We start from the raw sequence: 17,423 nt of genomic DNA on the forward strand, positions 1-17,423 counted from the left end.
TGCTGTTGCTGCCACCGCCTGCGTAAGCATACGGCCCCATTCGGGGCCGTATGCTTGTGTCGTTGTTTGTTTAGCTGGCTGCTGCTGCGGGAGGTAAGAAATCTTATTGAGTTATAAGTGAATAGAAATGTAAATTCGCTAATGCTAATTGTTCGTATTTGCGGCTTTCCTGCTAGAATGCTGCCCATCTAACGCCGTCTGAGCCCTGCCTGTGATGTATCCCGGATGATCCGATCTTTATCTGCCCGCCTGCCTGTATCGGGCATCGTTTTTGGCAGCCTGCGCCAGTGGCACTGGATCAGCTCCGCCCTCTGTCTGGTGGGCATGATTCTGTTTGCCTTTACCGGCATCACGTTAAACCACGCGGCGGACATCAAGGCGGAACCGGTGACGGTAACGCTGGAAACCGAGCTGTCTGCCACCTTGCTGAAAACCCTGTCCGGGCGCAGCGCCGGGCCGTTACCGCTGGCGCTGCGCCAGTGGCTGCTGCAGGAACACAGCATCAGCGTGCCTGCGGCGGACGCCGAATGGCAGGGCAATGAAGTGTATCTGGGCATGCCCAGACCCGGCGGTGATGCCTGGCTGAGCATTGAAACCGACAGCGGAGTGCTGCTTTACGAGCGCACTGAACGCGGCTGGATTTCGTACCTGAACGACCTGCATAAAGGCCGCAATACCGGCCCTCTGTGGTCATGGTTTATCAATATTTTTTCGCTGCTGTGTCTGGTTTTTTCACTCAGCGGTTTATGGCTGCTGGTGCGTTACGCCCGCCAGCGCCCATCCACCTGGCCGTTGGTGGCACTGGGCGTGGTTATCCCGCTGCTGATCATTATTTTGAGCGTGCATTAAAGGAATGAATATGAAGAACCCGATACCGCGTTCGCTGCTGCCGGCGTTGCTGCTGGCCGCAACACAATGCGTGAGTGTGCAATCGGCAAGCGCCGCCGAGCTGAGCCTCGCGGTCGAAATACCGCAACTGAACGTCGCTGAATATCACAAGCCCTATGTTGCCATCTGGATTGAAAACAACAGCACCAGAGCCGTTACCAATCTGGCCGTTTGGTACGACGCAGAAATGCGCAACAACGAAGGCGAAAAATGGCTGAAAGATATGCGCCAGTGGTGGCGTCGCAGCGGCCGCACACTGCAGATGCCGGTGGATGGTGTTACCGGCGCGACCAAAGGGCCGGGTCAGCATCATCTGCAATTCCACTTCGGCAGCGCGCCTCTGCATGAACTGGCCGGAGGTGATTACACCCTGCGGGTAGAAGCTGCGCGTGAAGTGGGCGGGCGCGAAGTGGTCGATATTCCGTTCAGCTGGCCGCTAACCCAAACCGCTACTTTCACCGCCAGCGGCAGCACCGAGCTGGGTGCTGTGGCTGTAAGCATTAAACCCTGAACAGGACACCAACATGTTGAATAAAACCCCATTTAAACCATTCTTAGTCGCCGCGTTGGTGCTGGGCAGTGTGGCCGTACAGGCACACCGCGCCTGGATCGTACCGCAGGAAACCGTACTTTCCGGCGAAAACCGCTGGGTCAGCTTTGATGCCGCGGTTTCCAACGACATCTTCCTGGCCAACTACAACCCCGGCCGCTTCGCTGACGTACAGGTGCTCAACCCCGACGGCAGCGCCGGTCAGGTTGAAAACCTGCACACCGGCAAATACCGCAGCGTGTTTGATCTGGCATTAAAGCAGGAAGGCACCTACCGCCTGTTTATCGCCTCATCCGGTCTGCGCGCCCTGTGGGAAGAAGACGGGCAGCGCCGCATGTATCCGGGCCGTGGTGAACAATACAGCGCCGAAGGTTTTGCCAAAGCTGTCCCGGAAAACGCCGAAAAATTAGTGGTATCGCAGGCGTCCCGCCGTATGGAAACCTTTGTCACCCTGGGTGCGCCATCCCGCAACGCACTGGCAGCCAGCGGGCAGGGACTGGAGCTGGTGGCCGTCACGCATCCAAACGATCTGTTTGCCGGTGAAGAAGCCAGCTTCCGTTTTCTGATCGACGGTGAAGCCGCGCAGGGTGCCGACGTTACCCTGATCCGCGAAGGCACCCGCTACCGCAATGCGCAGGAAGCCATCACCCTGAAAACCAACAGCAAAGGTGAAATCACCGTGCGCTGGAACGGCGCCGGACGTTACTTTCTGGAAGCCGAATACAAAGACAATAAAGCGCAAAAACCCGCCACCGAACGCAGCGGCAGCTATGTGGCCGTGCTTGAGGTGCTGCCGGACTGATCATGATCTCTCTGCAACCCTGGGGGCAGGCCAGCCTGCTGATACTTGGCTGGTGCCTGCTCGCCCTCTGGTGTTTTCGCGCTTCCCTGCGGCAGCGTTGGCATAGCCGCCGCGCTGCTCATCCTGATTTGCCTGTAACCCTGGTTGCCTACGCCAGCGAAGGCGGCACGGCTGCCGCACTGGCCGGGGATTTAGCGCAGCAGTTAGAGCAGGGTGGTGAGGCAGTTAGCCTGCTGCCTCTTAACCAGCTGAGCCGGCAGCAACTGGCTGTCAGCCGTCGCTTACTGATCATTGCCAGCACCTGTGGCGATGGTGAAGCGCCGGCCAACGGCCAGCATTTTATCCGCCGTCTGCAGCACAGTCAGCGGCAGGGCCAGCATGTTGTGCAGGATGTACGCTACGCCGTGCTGGCTCTGGGCGACGACGACTACCCACAGTTCTGCGCCTTTGGTCTGCAACTGCACAAACAGCTGCAACAGGCCGGTGCGCAGCCGATGTTTGCGCCACTGTGCGTTAACCGTCTTGAGCGCCGGTCTCTTGAGCAATGGCAGCAGCAACTGGCAGAGCAGGGATTTACCCTGACGGGCGCTGTAGCAGACAGTCACGCTGCAACAGAAGCACTGACGCTGGAGCAGCGGCTATGGTTAAACCCCGGCAGTCCGGGAGCTGCTTTGTATGAACTGCATCTGAGTAAGCCGCAACACAGCATCTGGCAGGCCGGAGATATCGCCCGTTTATGGCTGGCCGGCCGTTACCGCGACTACAGCATTGCCAGCCTGCCAGAAGAGAATCATCTGCGCCTGCTGGTGCGTGAACAGCACCACGATAACGGCGAACCCGGACTGGGCTCCGGTTGGCTGTGCCAGCAATGGCAGCCCGGCAGCACAAGCCTGTTCAGCCTGCGCAGTAACCCTGCTTTTCATGCGCCGCCAACGGCTGCACCACTGATACTGATCGGCAATGGCACCGGCCTGGCCGGACTGCGTGCCCACCTCAAACAGCGCAGCCTGCAAAACTTACAAGCGCCTTGCTGGTTGCTGTTTGGTGAACGCAGCCCGGAACATGACCGCATCTGGCAGCAGGAACTCGACCACTGGTATCAGAGCGGCGTACTCACCGAACTCGACCGCTGTTACTCGCGCGCCTCCGGCGCTGCAGAACTGCCCGCGCTGTGCGGACGAAGCCACCGCGGCTATGTGCAACATGCGCTGCAGCGTGAACAAAAACGCCTGCGGCAATGGCTGAAACAAGGCGCAGCGATTTATATCTGCGGCAGTCGTGATGGCATGGCCAGCGATATCGACCAGTTGCTGCAGCAATGGCTCGGCAAACGTGCAACCGAGCGCCTGCAACAGCAGGGGCGTTACCGTAAAGACGTCTATTGAACATAGTTAAAACCCTATTGTTTGTGGGAACGGCATTTTGCCGCGATGACCAACATCCAACATCACGACTGAAATTCGTTCCCACAGATGTCATTCCCCAGGCATCGGAATTATTGGAGTGGGAGCGGCATTTTGCCGCGATCGCAAACCGCCCGCGAAATGAAACGCCGCGCATATCTGAAAATGTCGCCATTCGCGTAGGAGCGGGCCATGCCCGCGAAATGAAACGCCGCACATATCTGAAAATGTCGCCATTCCCGTAGGAGCGGGCCATGCCCGCGATCATGCATATGCCGCGATTCGGGCAAAATCCGCAATAAAATCCCGGCCTGTGATTCACATCCAGATTGCATCCCAGAATGGATACTCCCCAACTCTGCGTACCAATCCTGCACGCAGAGGATTTGCCACAACGTATCGAGCCAGTGGCAGAATATCGTCTTCACAGCGCACAGCATGGTCATGAAATGCCGGTGCCCAGACACGCCGCTTACAACCGGCTTGCCTTACTGCCCGTGCTGAAGATGATTTCATCGCTCCTACCAGTCGGGACAGCTCGGCATCATCACCTGGCTGTAGTAACCAATGAACATGATCCGGCATTAATACCCAGGTCATTACCCGGGATTTTTTCAACAATGATGGCTGCAGAAATGCCTGAATAGCAGCTCTTGCATGACGCCATTCAGAAAAAATACGTTCCCGACCAAACGTACTGGTGGTGATCAGATACACACGACCTGTCTCGGAAAAACGTCCGATACGCAGTTGTTTATGGCCTGTGAATGGATGGAATTGCGGCATACCACACTCCTTGTGGCTGAGCTTAAACAACCTACCTATAACATAACCTCCGGCGTAATTCGCGGGCATGGCCCGCTCCTACGAATATGCTCCGATTAACCAAAGAATAATCTACGCATATACCGATATACCCCGCAGGAGCGGCCACGCCCATGATCCGCAATGGTGTAAATATCCCACAGGAGCGGCCACGCCCATGATCCGCAATGGTGTAAATATCCCGCAGGAGCGGGCCATGCCCGCGAAATTACTGCAGCGGGAACGGCATTTTTGCCGTGATAACTAACATCACGACTGAAAGTCGTTCCCACAGGTGTTATTCCACAAAGGTTATTCGCCGCGTCATCTCACTCACTTCATTCCCCAAAAAATTCTCGCTTTCGCAGAGTGCGGCTTTTAAAACAACAATGCCTAAAACAACAATGCCCGCCCTGAAAACAGGGCGGGCATTGCTGGTTGCTCTCTGTGTCACTGCTGGCTGTCAGGCCGGGCATGTCAGAACAAAAACAGATCGTTCATCACACCGTCAGCAGGGTAATTTTCTCTTCATCCACCAGAATCGGTTTAATTGCCGCCAGCAAGGCCGCGCGCTGCTCGGTATGTTTCCACATATCCCACGCCTGTTCGCTCTGCCAGGTAGTGATAATCACCCGGTGGGCACTGTTTTTCATATCGATATAGTTAACACCGGAGGTATAGCCCGGTGCTTCAACCATCGTGCGCAGCATGGTTTTCATAATCTGCTCATAGGTAGATTCCATACCTTCGGCAATATTGCGCTCGATAATCACCTTAATCATGCGGATGTTCCTTACTCTGTGTGTCTGTTTCCAATAAGGTAGAGTCGCTGCCGGTTGAATGCAATGCGGCAGCCCGCTTTAAACCGCAAAAAGAAATAAAAAAGGACATAACATGCGCACATTGTGGATTGCCGGTAGTGGCAGCGAAATTGCCAAAGCCTTAATTGAGCACTGGCAGAGCCAGAATCAGGGCCAGAAGCAAGGACAGACCGTGCGCGTAATCAGCAGTGGCCGCGGGCCAGACTCCGCCGCCAGCGCCCACTGCCAGACTGATACCCGCGAACCGCACAGCGTGGCCGAGCTGCAGGCCTTTATCCGCCGTGAAGGCACGCCCGATGCTGTGATCGTCTGCAACGGCATACTCCATAATCCGCAAAACGGCCCGGAAAAATCCCTGCGTGATCTCAGTGCCGACTGGCTGCAGCACAGCCTGCAAAGCAACGTGATAAGCCATATTCACACCGCTCAGGCACTGGCTCCCTTTATTAAACGCGACAGCCAGCTGCGCTGGTTATCGTTATCGGCCATGGTCGGCAGCATCAGCGACAACCAGCTGGGCGGCTGGTACAGCTACCGCATGAGCAAAGCCGCGCTCAATATGTTTATAAAAAACTAAGGGCACCTCTGAATAATTCTGCACAGCTTCGCGTGAGTGCTGCAGAGTGCTTTTGACAAGGCGTCGATTGCAGTGAATGGCGAGTCCTTTATAAAATCGACAACACCGTCAAAACGCTCTGCAGCCCACGCCCTTCGGGGCTTGCTGAAAAAATCCAGCTCGGTGTTGCCACGTTTTGACGTAACCCGCTATGCCTTCAACGTGGCGCCTTGATCTGAACGTTTTCAGTAAGCCGAAGCGGGCACTGAATTATTCAGAGGTGCCCTGGTATTGAATGGCAGCGCAAAGCGCCGTACTGCCTGGTTGCCGCCGTACACCCCGGCACCACCAACACCAGCCTTTCGGCACCGTTTCAGCAGAATATCGCCGCCGGCAAACTCTACACCCCGCAACAAACCGCGCGGCGCATCAGCGACGTATTGCTCAATTTACAACCAGAACAGCACGGCCACCTGCTGAACTGGGATGGTAGTGTGCTGCCGTACTAACCCGCCCCAAAGCAGGGATAGGCATTGACGAAACACTCAGTATAATCACAGCCCAAAAGCAGTAACGCCTGTAAGGACACGGAATGCCGATCCCGAACTACCAAGCCTTTATGCAGCCATTAGTCTCCCAGATTGCCGATGGCCGGGTGCACTCATTGGCTGAGTTAAAAACCCCGCTCTGCAATGCATTACAGATATCGGAAGAACAACGGGCAGAAACCATCGCCAGTTCCGGCAATCGCACCGTGGTCTCTAACCGCCTGGGCTGGGCCAGAACGTATCTGCATAAAGCCGGTTTACTCAGCATTCCCAAGCCTGGGTCTGTGCAGATAACCGAGCGGGGACTGCAGGCGCTGCAGTCTGGTCAGCATATTAATAATGCCTATCTGAAGCAGTTTCCGGAGTTTCTGGAATTTATCCGCCCGGTAAAAGACGCAACCGATGCATCAGCGGATGCAGCCAAAACAACGCATGAAGATGACACTACGCCGGATGAACAGATCAAATCCGCCTGGCAAACCCTCAACAGCGCGCTGGCTGAAGACCTGATCGAACTGGTCAAAAAACAAACGCCGCAATTCTTTGAAGTGCTGGTCGTGCAGATGATGCAGGCCATGGGCTATGGCGGCTGGAGTGAGGACTCCGGCAGTGCAACCCAGTATACTGGCGACGGTGGTATCGACGGCATTATCAACGAAGATCCGCTGGGGCTGGAAACCATCTACCTGCAGGCCAAACGCTACACCGATGCTGCGGTAGGCCGCCCGGATATACAGGCTTTTGTTGGCGCGCTGGAAATGAACCGCGCGCGCAAAGGCGTGTTTATCACCACCAGTCGCTTCAGCCGCGATGCACTGGAATACGTATCACTGATCGAGAAAAAGGTGGTATTGATTGACGGAAAACAACTGGCCGAACTGATGATCAAACACAACCTGGGCGTCAGCGTAAAAGAAACGTATCAGGTAAAGGCGATAGACTCGGATTACTTCAGTGAAGACTGATGGTTAACGTACAATCCTGGTCAACACTTTTATATAGCAGAGCAATTGTGCTCTGGAGAGCCAATGGCAACGAAAGAACAACAAATTGAGCAAGGTTTAATCGCCAGGCTACAAGAACTCAAATATACCTACCGCGATGACATTCGCGACAAGGCTGGCCTGGAACAGAACTTCCGTAAGAAGTTCGAAGCTTTAAACCGAGTCAACCTCTCCGACGCAGAGTTCAACCGCCTCCGTGATGAGATCATCACAGCAGATGTCTTCCAGGCAGCTCAGGCGCTACGTGAAAAGGGTAAATTCACTCGTGAAGACGGTACGCCGTTGGAATATACCCTCGTTAACATCCGTGAGTGGTGCAAGAACGACTTTGAAGTGATTAACCAGCTGCGTATCAACACGGATAACAGCCACCATAGGTACGACGTCATCCTGCTGATTAACGGTTTGCCACTGGTGCAGATTGAGCTTAAGTCGCTCCAAATCAGCCCACGCAGGGCGATGGAACAGATCGTTGAGTATAAAAACGATACTGGTAACGGCTATACCAATACTCTACTGTGCTTCATGCAATTGTTTATCGTCAGTAATGGTAACGATACGCGCTATTTCGCCAATAACCGCAAAGAGCACTTCAGCTTTAATGCCGATGAGCGCTTCCTGCCCATTTATCAGCACGCTGATAAGAGCAATAAGAAGATTGCTCATTTGCACGACTTTGCTGATGACTTCCTGGCCAAGTGCACCTTGGGCCAGCTGATCAGCCGCTATATGGTGCTGGTACAAAGCGAGCAGAAAATGCTCATTATGCGCCCATACCAAATCTATGCCGTAAAGGCGATTGTGGATGCCATTCACCAGAACCGTGGCAATGGCTATATTTGGCATACCACTGGCTCGGGTAAAACACTCACGTCATTCAAGGCTTCCACGCTACTGAAAGATAACCCTGAGATTGAAAAGTGCCTGTTCGTGGTCGATCGTAAAGACCTCGACCGCCAGACGCGCGAAGAATTCAACAAGTTTCAGGAAGGCTGTGTTGAGAAAAACACCAATACCGAAGCGCTGGTACGCCGCATGCTATCGGAAGACTATGCCGATAAGGTGATTGTCACCACCATTCAAAAGCTCGGTTTGGCGCTGGATGAAAATAGCAAACGCAACAAAGCGCAGCTGAAAAACGGCAAGCAAACCTTCAAAGAGCGCTTGGAGCCGCTGCGCGATAAACGCGTGGTATTCATCTTTGACGAATGCCACCGCTCACAGTTTGGTGAAAACCATAAGGCGATTAAAGAATTTTTCCCAAAAGCTCAACTATTTGGTTTTACCGGCACACCCATCTTTGATGAAAATTCAAGCTATCAGCAAGTCGATGGCAATCTAGCTTCATTTAAAACCACTAAGGATATTTTTGAAAAAGAACTACACGCCTATACCATCACCCACGCCATTGAAGACAAAAATGTGTTGAGTTTTCATATTGACTATTATGGGAAAGACGATGGCAAAGGTGGTCAAACCAAACCTAAGAAAAAAGAACTGCCACCTCCTGAAGCGGTAGTAAAGGCCATTCTCGATAAACACGACAGTGCCACCAATCAGCGCCGCTTCAATGCCGTGTTAGCGACAGCATCTATCAATAACGCCATTGAGTACTTTGAGCTCTTTAAAACGCTACAAGCTCAAAAGCAGGCGGAAGACGAGAATGCAGGTAAAAGCTTCGAGCCATTAAATATCGCCTGTGTATTCTCGCCTCCGGCCCAGATCGCCAAAGAAAACGATGGTAACGGCACTGGCAGTGTAAACGGCAACAAGAATGCAGCGGATATCAAGCAACTTCAGGACGATCTGCCCCAAGAACGTGCCGACAACCAGGTAGAGCCCGAAAAGAAAAAGGCAGCCCTGATGGCAATTATTGCCGACTACAACGCGCAATACGGCACTAATCACACCATTAACGAATTCGATCTCTACTATCAGGATGTGCAGCAGCGCATTAAAGACCAAAAATACAGCAATGCGGACTACCCGCGTAAGAACAAAATCGACATTTCTATTGTCGTGGACATGCTGCTAACCGGTTTTGACTCCAAATACCTCAATACCCTGTATGTGGATAAAAACCTAAAGCATCATGGCCTTATTCAGGCGTTCTCTCGCACCAATCGTGTTCTGAATGACACCAAACCTTGGGGCAACATTCTGGATTTCCGCTATCAGGAAAACGAAGTCAACGCAGCTATTGAATTGTTTTCTAGCGGCGAAAGAGATAAAGCTCGGGAAATTTGGTTAGTGGATCCTGCACATGTAGTAATTAAAAGCTTCGAGGAAAAAGTAGAGGCTTTGCAAGATTTTATGAAGTCAAAAGGTTTAACTTGCGAGCCATCTCAGGTGCACAACCTCAAGGGTGATACCGCCAAAGCGGAGTTTATAAACCACTTTAAAGAAGTGCAGAAGCTAAAAACCCAGTTAGAGCAGTACACTGATCTTGAAGATGAAAGCAAAGCCATTATTGAGCAGAAAATGCCTACGGACACTCTGCGCGGTTTTAAAGCCATATATCTAGATGTAGCTATGGATCTGAAGTGCAAGCAGGGTAAAAGTGACTACTATGAAGAGGCCGTAGAGCAACTGGAGTTTGATCTGGTGCTGTTCGCCTCCAGTATTATCGATTACGACTACATCATGGGGCTGATTGCAAAATCCACCCAAAAATCTGAAAAACAGAAAATGACGCGCCAGCAATTGATCGAGTTAATCAGTTCACATTCTAACTTAGAGTCAGAGCGCGAAGATATTATTGCCTATATTCAAAACCTTAAGGTTGGTGAAGTTTTAAATGAATTTGATATTCGTGAAGGCTACCAGGCTTTTAAAGCGCAGAAAGCTGCCCAGGCATTGACACAAATAGCTGAGAAACATGGACTGCATATCCAAGCGCTGCAAGCGTTTGTGGACGGTATTTTGGATCGCATGATTTTTGATGGCGAGCAGCTGACAGATCTGCTTGCACCCTTGGAGCTCGGTTGGAAAGCGCGTCGAGTGGCGGAGCTAGCTTTAATGGAAGATTTGGTGCCTTACCTGCAAAAGCAAGCCGAAGGGCGTGAGATTTCAGGACTAGATGCGTATGAGTAAGCAAAAGAAAGGTTTGTTGCCAGAGTTGCGGTTTCCTGAGTTTGAGAAGGAGCCTAACTGGCCATGCGTGCAGTTGAATGCCGTAGCCAAAAGGTCAACAAGTAAGAACAAGGGAGAGAAAGTTTCCCGTGTGCTTACTAACTCTGCGGTTGGTGGAGTTGTTGACCAGCGAGATTATTTCGAGAAGGACATTGCGGTTAAAGGAAACCTTGAAAGTTACTACATAGTTGATGAAGGCGATTACGTCTATAACCCGAGGATTTCATCCACCGCACCGGTAGGGCCGATCTCGAAGAACAAACTTGGCAAAGGGGTGATGTCTCCCCTTTACACCGTCTTTAGGTTTAATAGCAAGAAAAATGATTTCTTCGAGCAGTTTTTCAAGTCGTCTAGATGGCATGGCTACTTACAAACAATCTCGAATAGTGGTGCACGCCATGATCGTATGAGTATTACCAGCAGTGAATTCATGGCCATGCCTGTTCCTAACCCTGGTGATATGGAGCAACAAAAAATCGCCGATTGCCTTACCTCAATCGATGAATTGATAACGCTTCACACCCAAAAGCTCGACGCCCTCAAAGACCATAAAAAAGGTTTGATGCAAAAACTCTTTCCCACCGAAGGTGAAGCCGTACCCAAGCTGCGCTTTCCTGAGTTTAATGCAAAAGGTGCTTGGAAAACTTATCCACTAGGATCGGCGGGGCAGAACCTTGATTCCAAAAGAGTTCCCATCACAGAGAAAGACCGCGTAAAAGGAAATTTTCCATATTATGGTGCGTCAGGAGTAATTGATTACGTTAATGATTATATATTTGACGAGGAGCTACTTTGTATTTCAGAGGATGGCGCAAACCTGCGTGCGCGTACTTATCCGATAGCGTTCTCAATTGCTGGAAAGACATGGGTTAATAATCACGCACATGTGATTCGATTCGAGCATAAATCAACTCAAACGCTTGTTGAAAACTATCTTAATTCAGTCAGTCTTGAAGATTATCTGACAGGCATGGCTCAACCTAAACTTAATAGAGCAAAGCTAGATATTATTCCGATACCATTACCTTCTCTTGAAGAGCGAGCCGTAATAGCTGATTTTCTAACCTCTCTTGATGAGTTGATCTCTCATCAAGCCTCTACGGTTGAAAATTTAGTGAAGCACAAGAAAGGGCTCATTCAAAAGTTATTTCCTGTCATGGATGAGGTGAATTGATGAGTTTCGACGCCATAGCTCAAGAGCTAAAAGAAATTGATGAGAATATAGTTCTTATATACGCCTTTAATGGTACGGGGAAAACTCAACTATCTGTGGCTTATAAGAATCTTACTAAAGCTGAAAATAACGATGAGCATGCAGGTGTTTATTACAATGCCTACAGTGAGGATTTATTTGTTTGGGATAATGATGAGGAAAATGATGGTGAAAATATCAGATTAAAAATTCTGCCGAGTAGTCTGAACCGTTTCCATAGTTTTCTATACGATGATGAGCAAGCCGTTTCCAATGAGATGGCTCCGTACAACCCAAGGTTTAGCTTTCGACTTAATCCTTATGATGATCTCGAAAAAGGCTTAGAGTCTGTAACTTTCTATAACCAAGGCGAAGAAGATAAGGCTATAAAAATATCAAGGGGTGAAGAAAGAATATTTGTTTGGTGCTTTTTTCTTGCGCTACTTGAAGTTGATGGGTGGGCGAATGCTCAGAATGCCCACATATTCATAGACGACCCTGTATCTAGCCTGGATGATCATAATATCTTTATTACAGCTGATACATTGTTTCGGCAGGTTGAGCAACACTACGATAAGAAGCGAATAATCATTACTACTCATCACATCGGATTATTCTCGATGTTGGCGAATAGGCTCACTAAGGGTGAGAAAAGCGCCCGCTATAAGAATTTAACCGCTATACGAATTTTGAAGAGAGCTAACGATGGGCTTCACTTGGTAACACCGAATAAAAACGTATTCTTATATCACCTCCACCTTTTACAGGTGTTGGATGAGGCAAGCAAAAGCCAGCTTTATACTTATCATTTTGCGTTACTAAGGCAGCTACTTGAAAATATCGCATCATTTTTGGGGTCTGGTAGACCTGGTTACACCCTCAGCGAAATCGGCATTCAGAATACTGAAGAAGTAATGAATGTCGTCAATACCCAGTCACATAAAAGCGTTTACTACGATCAAACCGAAATGATGAGCGAAGCGGATCAAACCCTTTTTATGGACGTTTTTAATAAATTGGTTGAAAAATACCATTTCCAGTATTTTGCAGGTAAAGCATGACCAAAGAACAACTCAATCAGCTTGGTAAAACCCTCTGGGATATCGCTGATCAATTACGCGGCGCGATGAATGCCGACGACTTCCGCGACTACATGCTGTCTTTTCTATTCTTGCGTTATCTGTCCGATAACTACGAGCAGGCAGCAAAAAAGGAATTGGGGCGTGATTACCCGGAGCCAGAGAAAGATGACCGTCGCGCACCTCTAGCAATCTGGTATCAGAACAATCCAGCCGATATTGCCGATTTTGAAAAGCAGATGCGGCTTAAAACCCATTATGTGATTGAGCCAGCGTTTCTATGGAGTAGTGTGGCCGAAATGGCGCGTACTCAACATGCCGATCTGCTGGATACCTTGTGGAAGGGCTTTAAGTATATTGAAGAAAAGTCCTTTAACAGCACGTTTCAGGGTTTGTTCTCGGAAATTAACCTGCACTCTGAAAAACTCGGCAAAAAGCCTGCTGATCGCAATGCCAAGCTCTGCACCATTATTCAAAAGATCGCCGAAGGTATATCTCAATTCAGTACCGATACGGATATTTTGGGTGATGCTTATGAATACTTGATCGGCCAGTTCGCTGCAGGTTCGGGCAAAAAGGCGGGTGAGTTCTACACCCCTCAGCCAATTTCACAGATTTTGTCTGAGATCGTCACACTTGATAGCCAGGAACCGGCAACGGGTAAAAAGAAGAAAATCAAGCAGGTACTGGATTTTGCCTGTGGCTCAGGCTCGTTGCTGTTAAATGTGCGCAAGCAGCTTGGCCCTCATGGCATTGGCAAGATCTACGGGCAAGAAAAGAATATCACCACTTACAACCTTGCCCGCATGAACATGCTGTTGCATGGCGTAAAGGATACTGAATTTGAAATTCACCACGGTGATACCTTAGAGAATGACTGGGACATTCTCAACGAGATGAACCCTGCTAAAAAGATGCAGTTCGACGCCGTCGTCGCCAATCCGCCTTTCAGTTTGCGCTGGGAACCGACCGATGCATTAGGTGAGGATTTCCGCTTCAAGAACTACGGCCTTGCGCCAAAATCAGCGGCTGACTTTGCCTTCCTTCTGCACGGATTCCATTTCCTAAGTGATGATGGGGTTATGGCGATTATTCTGCCGCACGGTGTGTTGTTCCGTGGAGGTGCAGAAGAACGTATTCGTACCAAGCTGTTAAAGGATGGTCATATCGATACCGTCATTGGCCTACCTGCTAATCTGTTCTTTTCGACAGGCATACCCGTTTGTATTCTGGTGCTCAAGCGTTGCAAGAAGTCTGATGATGTCTTGTTTATTAACGCCGCAGAATATTTCGAGAAAGGCAAACGCCAGAACTATTTGGAAGATGAACACATCGCCAAAATCATTGATTGCTATCAGTTCCGCAAAGAAGAAGAACGATATGCCCGTCGCGTGCCGATGGAAGAGATCGAAAAGAACGATTACAACCTGAATATTTCGCGCTATGTCAGCACTGCGGTTGCGGAGAAAACTATAGACCTGAAAGATGTCCATGCAGATCTCGTTTCAATAGAGACAAAAATTCAGGCTGCAACTAATAAGCATAATGAGTTTTTGAAGGAGTTGGGATTACCACTTTTGCCCTGAAAGGGAGTTTTATCGAAATAAAAAACGGGCCCATTAGGGCCCGCCAAACCGTTAAAAGATGATCAATGCTATTTTGAATAGCCACGATGCCCATGTCTGTACTTTAGACTGCCAGTATGCTGTATAGCGTTTAACTGTTGGGTATACGTTGATCGTCAGGTTTAGTTTGATGGTCAATTGCATAATCATGCTCCAGTAAAGTTAAACTACCTTGGGTAGGGCGGCCCAGCCCTGAAACACCTCTGAGAAGTACTTCAGGGCTGGGCCGCCAAATTAACTTACGGGCTCCATCGTACCTTACGAATCTGTTTTCTGTCTTTAGTTCCAAATCTCGATAAATACTTTTTACCTGACCTGGAAAGTCCTATCTGAGCTTGCTGTTTTTTTCAATTTGAAGTGCTAAGGCCCCGCCAGCTGCCACAAATGCAGCTTTCGCCAAGGGATGCATATCTTTGTCTACTACCTGAATCAGCAGATAAGTAAGGCCAGATCCAATGAGTGCTGACTTGAGCTGATCGCTGGCTGCTTCCCCCCTCAATACGAAGCCAGCAAGGTGTTCGCAGTTGTTGAATAGACCGTAAGCGCTGTTCATTTTCAGAGTAGTCTGAGCCCGTTCAATAATTGTGCTTAGGTTGCCTGATTGTATTTTTTTAGCGGTTACGTTTTGCCCTGCACTGAATTCATCATAACTTGAAAGATGCGTATGATTTTCAGGAGTACGGTGCAGTACTACACGGTTTCCGTCATTCAGTTCAAAACCGACGCCGTTGTGCGCCACGCTGAGGACTCCACCGGATAGCTTGGGGCGGTAGAGCTCATACACGGCAACTACGTTTGTTGGGATCAGGTGTTTGGAGATGTCTTGTGAGTTCATATATTTCTTCCTTGTGGTAGAATTTGATTCTGAATTATTTCAATATTCTAAATACGAATATGATGCCGATTGGGAATCTAATCTGTATTTCGTTGAGGGTCAAGCATGAATCAACTGGTTACGTACAACTCACTTGTTGGCTACGAACTTGAGAAGACGAGAAAACAGCTGGGAATTGAACAAGCAGACCTTGCCGCTATCTGTGGAATCTCGCAGCCTGTTCTTTCTCGTCTCGAGAGGGGTAAGGCCTCTATAACCATTGATCAACTGTTCATTCTATGCAGTGCTTTGGGCGTGCCCCCCGAGCAGATTGTGCAACGAGCCAGCATAGCGGTGGATGCAATCCAGAAAGAAGACAGTGTTGAAGTGAAGACGACCAAAGAAATTGGAACAACAGGTGCTTTGCTCACTGGTGCCGCTATTGGAGCGGTTCTCACGCTTTTGTTATCAAAAAATAAATAGTGAGCACTAAAGGTCGTAACTAATTTTTGTCCAGGTTCAAGGTGTTCTTGTTACACGTCTGGCAAGGGATATTGCGATTTTCTGGTTGCATCATTGTTAATTCGTGTGACGCTTAATTGCTGGTGATAAATGATGCGGCCGCTCTAACAATGTCTTTCGGCGTGGTCATATATACAGACGAGCTGTTCTGCAGCTGACAGGTTGTTACCGCTTGCCGGCATCCCTACAATGGGCGTCAAATTGATTAAGGAAGGTAACATGTCCAAAAACTTCGAAGCTCAGGGAATCATCCATTCCATCGACGAAACCCGTTCTTACGGTGCCAATGGTTTTACCAAACGTGAGTTTGTGATCAAGCTGACCGGCGATGGCGAGAAGCCGGAGTACCCTAATTACGTCGCGCTGGAGCTTCTGAAAGACAAGTGTGCGCTGATGGATGCTTACCGCGTTGGCGAAGAGGTGGTGGTGCATTTTAATCTGTCCGGGCGTCTGTGGGCCAAGCCAGGCAATCCGGAAAAATGCTTTACCAGCCTGCAGGCCTGGCGTATTGAGCGTGCCGGTGCGGAAGGTTCTGCTCCGTCGGCTGGCGGCGATTATGATCAGTTCGCGCAGACCATGCCGAACTACGATGATGATGTGCCGTTCTGAGTATCGGCCTCCCGCTGAATAAACGAATCTGAAAAAGCGCAGCCATTTGGCTGCGCTTTTTTTAACCTCTTACTGTTGGCAGTGTATTGCCTGTCAGCCTTCAGTTTTTGCCAACTACGCCACCGGCAGGGGTTTTCCGGCCTTTATTCTCTCCGGTTTGAACCTTACCCCGGTGTACGGGCGTGCGCACAATAGCCGCTTTTCTGCCGGAGTGGTTGTATGGCAAACAGGGCGCTGACGTTATTCACCATTAATATGTCGCATTACAGCGAGAAAATCCGCTGGCTGCTCGACTATGAAGAGATTCCCTATCAGGAAATTGCGCTGACGCCGGCGCTGCATACTGTACCGATGTGGCTGAAAGGGCGGCGCGCGCAGACCACGGTGCCGTTACTGCAAAGCGGTAAAACCTGCATTCAGGACAGCCCGCGCATTGTTAACTGGCTGGCCGGGCATCACAGCCCTCTGGACAGTATGCCCAGCGAAAAACAGCAGGAAATACTGGCCATTCAGCAGCGTTTTGATGCCATTGGTAAGCCCGTTGCGCGTTATTTATATCTGCCGGGTTTTGCCCATGATGCCTTAATCCGCACCATCTGGACGCAGTTTGCAAAGCCCTGGGAGCGGCGTTTTATTACGCTGGCGTACCCGCTGATTAAACCGGCATTCAGAATTAAATTGCGTATTTATCCGCGTGCGGTGACGCAGGCAGAGCAGTTGATTGACGCTGAAATCCGCTGGCTGGAGCAGCGGCTGCAGCAGCTGGAGCAAGGGGAGCAGGAAAAAGGGCAGCCAAAAAAAGGGCAAAAGGAAAAGCAGAGCAAAACATGCCGTTATCTGGTGGGCGATGCGTTTTCGTTTGCCGATATTGCCGCAGCCTCCATTCTGGCGCCGCTGGCGTGTCCGCCTGAACATCCGATTTACGGCGAAGCAGAATTCCGCGCCAAAATGGCCGGGCCGGCACAGCAATGGGCTGACAGTCCGGCGCTGCAGTGGGTGCGTGATATCTATGCAGAACACCGCGGTAAGGTCTGGGCAAAATTGCCGGCTAAGGCTGCTTAAGTTTTACTGTTT

At 50.1% G+C, this 17,423-nt stretch carries 16 protein-coding genes; 13 read left to right on the forward strand and 3 right to left on the reverse strand.

The genetic code is table 11. The annotated features are described in order from the left end of the window. Nucleotides 1-225 precede the first annotated feature (225 nt). The 4 genes from HUF18_RS13450 to HUF18_RS13465 are packed head-to-tail and all read left to right on the forward strand — an operon-like array spanning nt 226 to nt 3,625. A complete protein-coding gene (locus HUF18_RS13450; protein ID WP_225692551.1) occupies nt 226-849 on the forward strand; it encodes a PepSY-associated TM helix domain-containing protein in 624 nt (207 codons plus the stop codon). A gap of 10 nt (nt 850-859) precedes the next feature. Beyond that, complete coding sequence (locus tag HUF18_RS13455; protein ID WP_225692552.1) at nt 860-1,399, forward strand: DUF2271 domain-containing protein; 540 nt, start codon at nt 860-862, stop codon at nt 1,397-1,399. A gap of 13 nt (nt 1,400-1,412) precedes the next feature. Next, complete coding sequence (locus tag HUF18_RS13460) at nt 1,413-2,240, forward strand: DUF4198 domain-containing protein (protein ID WP_225692553.1); 828 nt, start codon at nt 1,413-1,415, stop codon at nt 2,238-2,240. A gap of 2 nt (nt 2,241-2,242) precedes the next feature. Next, entirely contained in the window at nt 2,243-3,625 is a 1,383-nt protein-coding gene (locus HUF18_RS13465; RefSeq protein WP_225692554.1) for an NADPH cytochrome P450 oxidoreductase family protein, read from the forward strand. Between the two features lie 336 nt (nt 3,626-3,961). Here HUF18_RS13465 and HUF18_RS13470 read toward each other — a convergent pair whose 3' ends face one another. Together HUF18_RS13470 and HUF18_RS13475 are read right to left on the reverse strand one after the other, a co-directional pair. Then, nucleotides 3,962-4,429, reverse strand: a complete 468-nt coding sequence (locus HUF18_RS13470) for an REP-associated tyrosine transposase (RefSeq protein ID WP_225692555.1) — start codon at nt 4,427-4,429, stop codon at nt 3,962-3,964. A 518-nt stretch (nt 4,430-4,947) separates the two neighbouring features. Next, nucleotides 4,948-5,229, reverse strand: coding sequence for an antibiotic biosynthesis monooxygenase family protein (locus HUF18_RS13475; protein WP_145468287.1), 282 nt, complete (start codon nt 5,227-5,229; stop codon nt 4,948-4,950). A 112-nt stretch (nt 5,230-5,341) separates the two neighbouring features. On the opposite strand from HUF18_RS13475, the gene HUF18_RS13480 reads away from it, so the two are divergent. The 6 genes from HUF18_RS13480 (at nt 5,342) to HUF18_RS13505 (ending at nt 14,365) form a co-directional block, all read left to right on the forward strand. Then, the gene (locus HUF18_RS13480) at nt 5,342-5,845 is read left to right on the forward strand and encodes an SDR family NAD(P)-dependent oxidoreductase (RefSeq protein WP_225692556.1); all 504 of its coding nucleotides are present in this window, start codon (nt 5,342-5,344) and stop codon (nt 5,843-5,845) included. A 571-nt stretch (nt 5,846-6,416) separates the two neighbouring features. Next, nucleotides 6,417-7,337 (forward strand): restriction endonuclease, encoded by a 921-nt coding sequence (locus tag HUF18_RS13485; protein WP_225692557.1) that lies wholly within the window; start codon nt 6,417-6,419, stop codon nt 7,335-7,337. A 63-nt stretch (nt 7,338-7,400) separates the two neighbouring features. After that, nucleotides 7,401-10,469: a type I restriction endonuclease subunit R gene (locus HUF18_RS13490; protein WP_225692558.1), complete on the forward strand. Its 3,069-nt coding sequence runs from the start codon at nt 7,401-7,403 to the stop codon at nt 10,467-10,469. Continuing rightward, nucleotides 10,462-11,682, forward strand: a complete 1,221-nt coding sequence (locus HUF18_RS13495; protein WP_225692559.1) for a restriction endonuclease subunit S — start codon at nt 10,462-10,464, stop codon at nt 11,680-11,682. Before HUF18_RS13490 ends, HUF18_RS13495 begins: the two co-directional genes overlap by 8 nt. Next, on the forward strand, nt 11,682-12,761 hold the full coding sequence (locus HUF18_RS13500; RefSeq protein WP_225692560.1) for an AAA family ATPase: 1,080 nt from the start codon (nt 11,682-11,684) through the stop codon (nt 12,759-12,761). The genes HUF18_RS13495 and HUF18_RS13500 overlap by 1 nt, the downstream gene beginning before the upstream one ends. After that, nucleotides 12,758-14,365 carry a type I restriction-modification system subunit M gene (locus tag HUF18_RS13505; protein WP_225692561.1) on the forward strand — a complete coding sequence of 536 codons (1,608 nt, stop codon included), beginning with the start codon at nt 12,758-12,760 and terminating at the stop codon, nt 14,363-14,365. Before HUF18_RS13500 ends, HUF18_RS13505 begins: the two co-directional genes overlap by 4 nt. A gap of 364 nt (nt 14,366-14,729) precedes the next feature. On the opposite strand, the gene HUF18_RS13510 is transcribed toward HUF18_RS13505, so the two are convergent. After that, nucleotides 14,730-15,239 (reverse strand): hypothetical protein, encoded by a 510-nt coding sequence (locus tag HUF18_RS13510; protein ID WP_225692562.1) that lies wholly within the window; start codon nt 15,237-15,239, stop codon nt 14,730-14,732. A gap of 105 nt (nt 15,240-15,344) precedes the next feature. Here HUF18_RS13510 and HUF18_RS13515 point away from each other — a divergent pair, with 105 nt between their 5' ends. The 3 genes from HUF18_RS13515 (at nt 15,345) to HUF18_RS13525 (ending at nt 17,411) form a co-directional block, all read left to right on the forward strand. Then, a complete protein-coding gene (locus HUF18_RS13515) occupies nt 15,345-15,701 on the forward strand; it encodes a helix-turn-helix domain-containing protein (protein ID WP_225692563.1) in 357 nt (118 codons plus the stop codon). Nucleotides 15,702-15,959: 258 nt separating this feature from the next. Continuing rightward, nucleotides 15,960-16,349, forward strand: coding sequence for a DUF3127 domain-containing protein (locus HUF18_RS13520; protein WP_225692564.1), 390 nt, complete (start codon nt 15,960-15,962; stop codon nt 16,347-16,349). A 219-nt stretch (nt 16,350-16,568) separates the two neighbouring features. Continuing rightward, complete coding sequence (locus HUF18_RS13525) at nt 16,569-17,411, forward strand: glutathione S-transferase family protein (RefSeq protein WP_225692565.1); 843 nt, start codon at nt 16,569-16,571, stop codon at nt 17,409-17,411. Nucleotides 17,412-17,423: the final 12 nt, after the last annotated feature.

Source organism: Thalassolituus sp. ST750PaO-4 (genome assembly GCF_020320405.1).
GTDB classification, from domain to species: domain Bacteria; phylum Pseudomonadota; class Gammaproteobacteria; order Pseudomonadales; family Oceanobacteraceae; genus Venatoribacter; species Venatoribacter alkanivorans.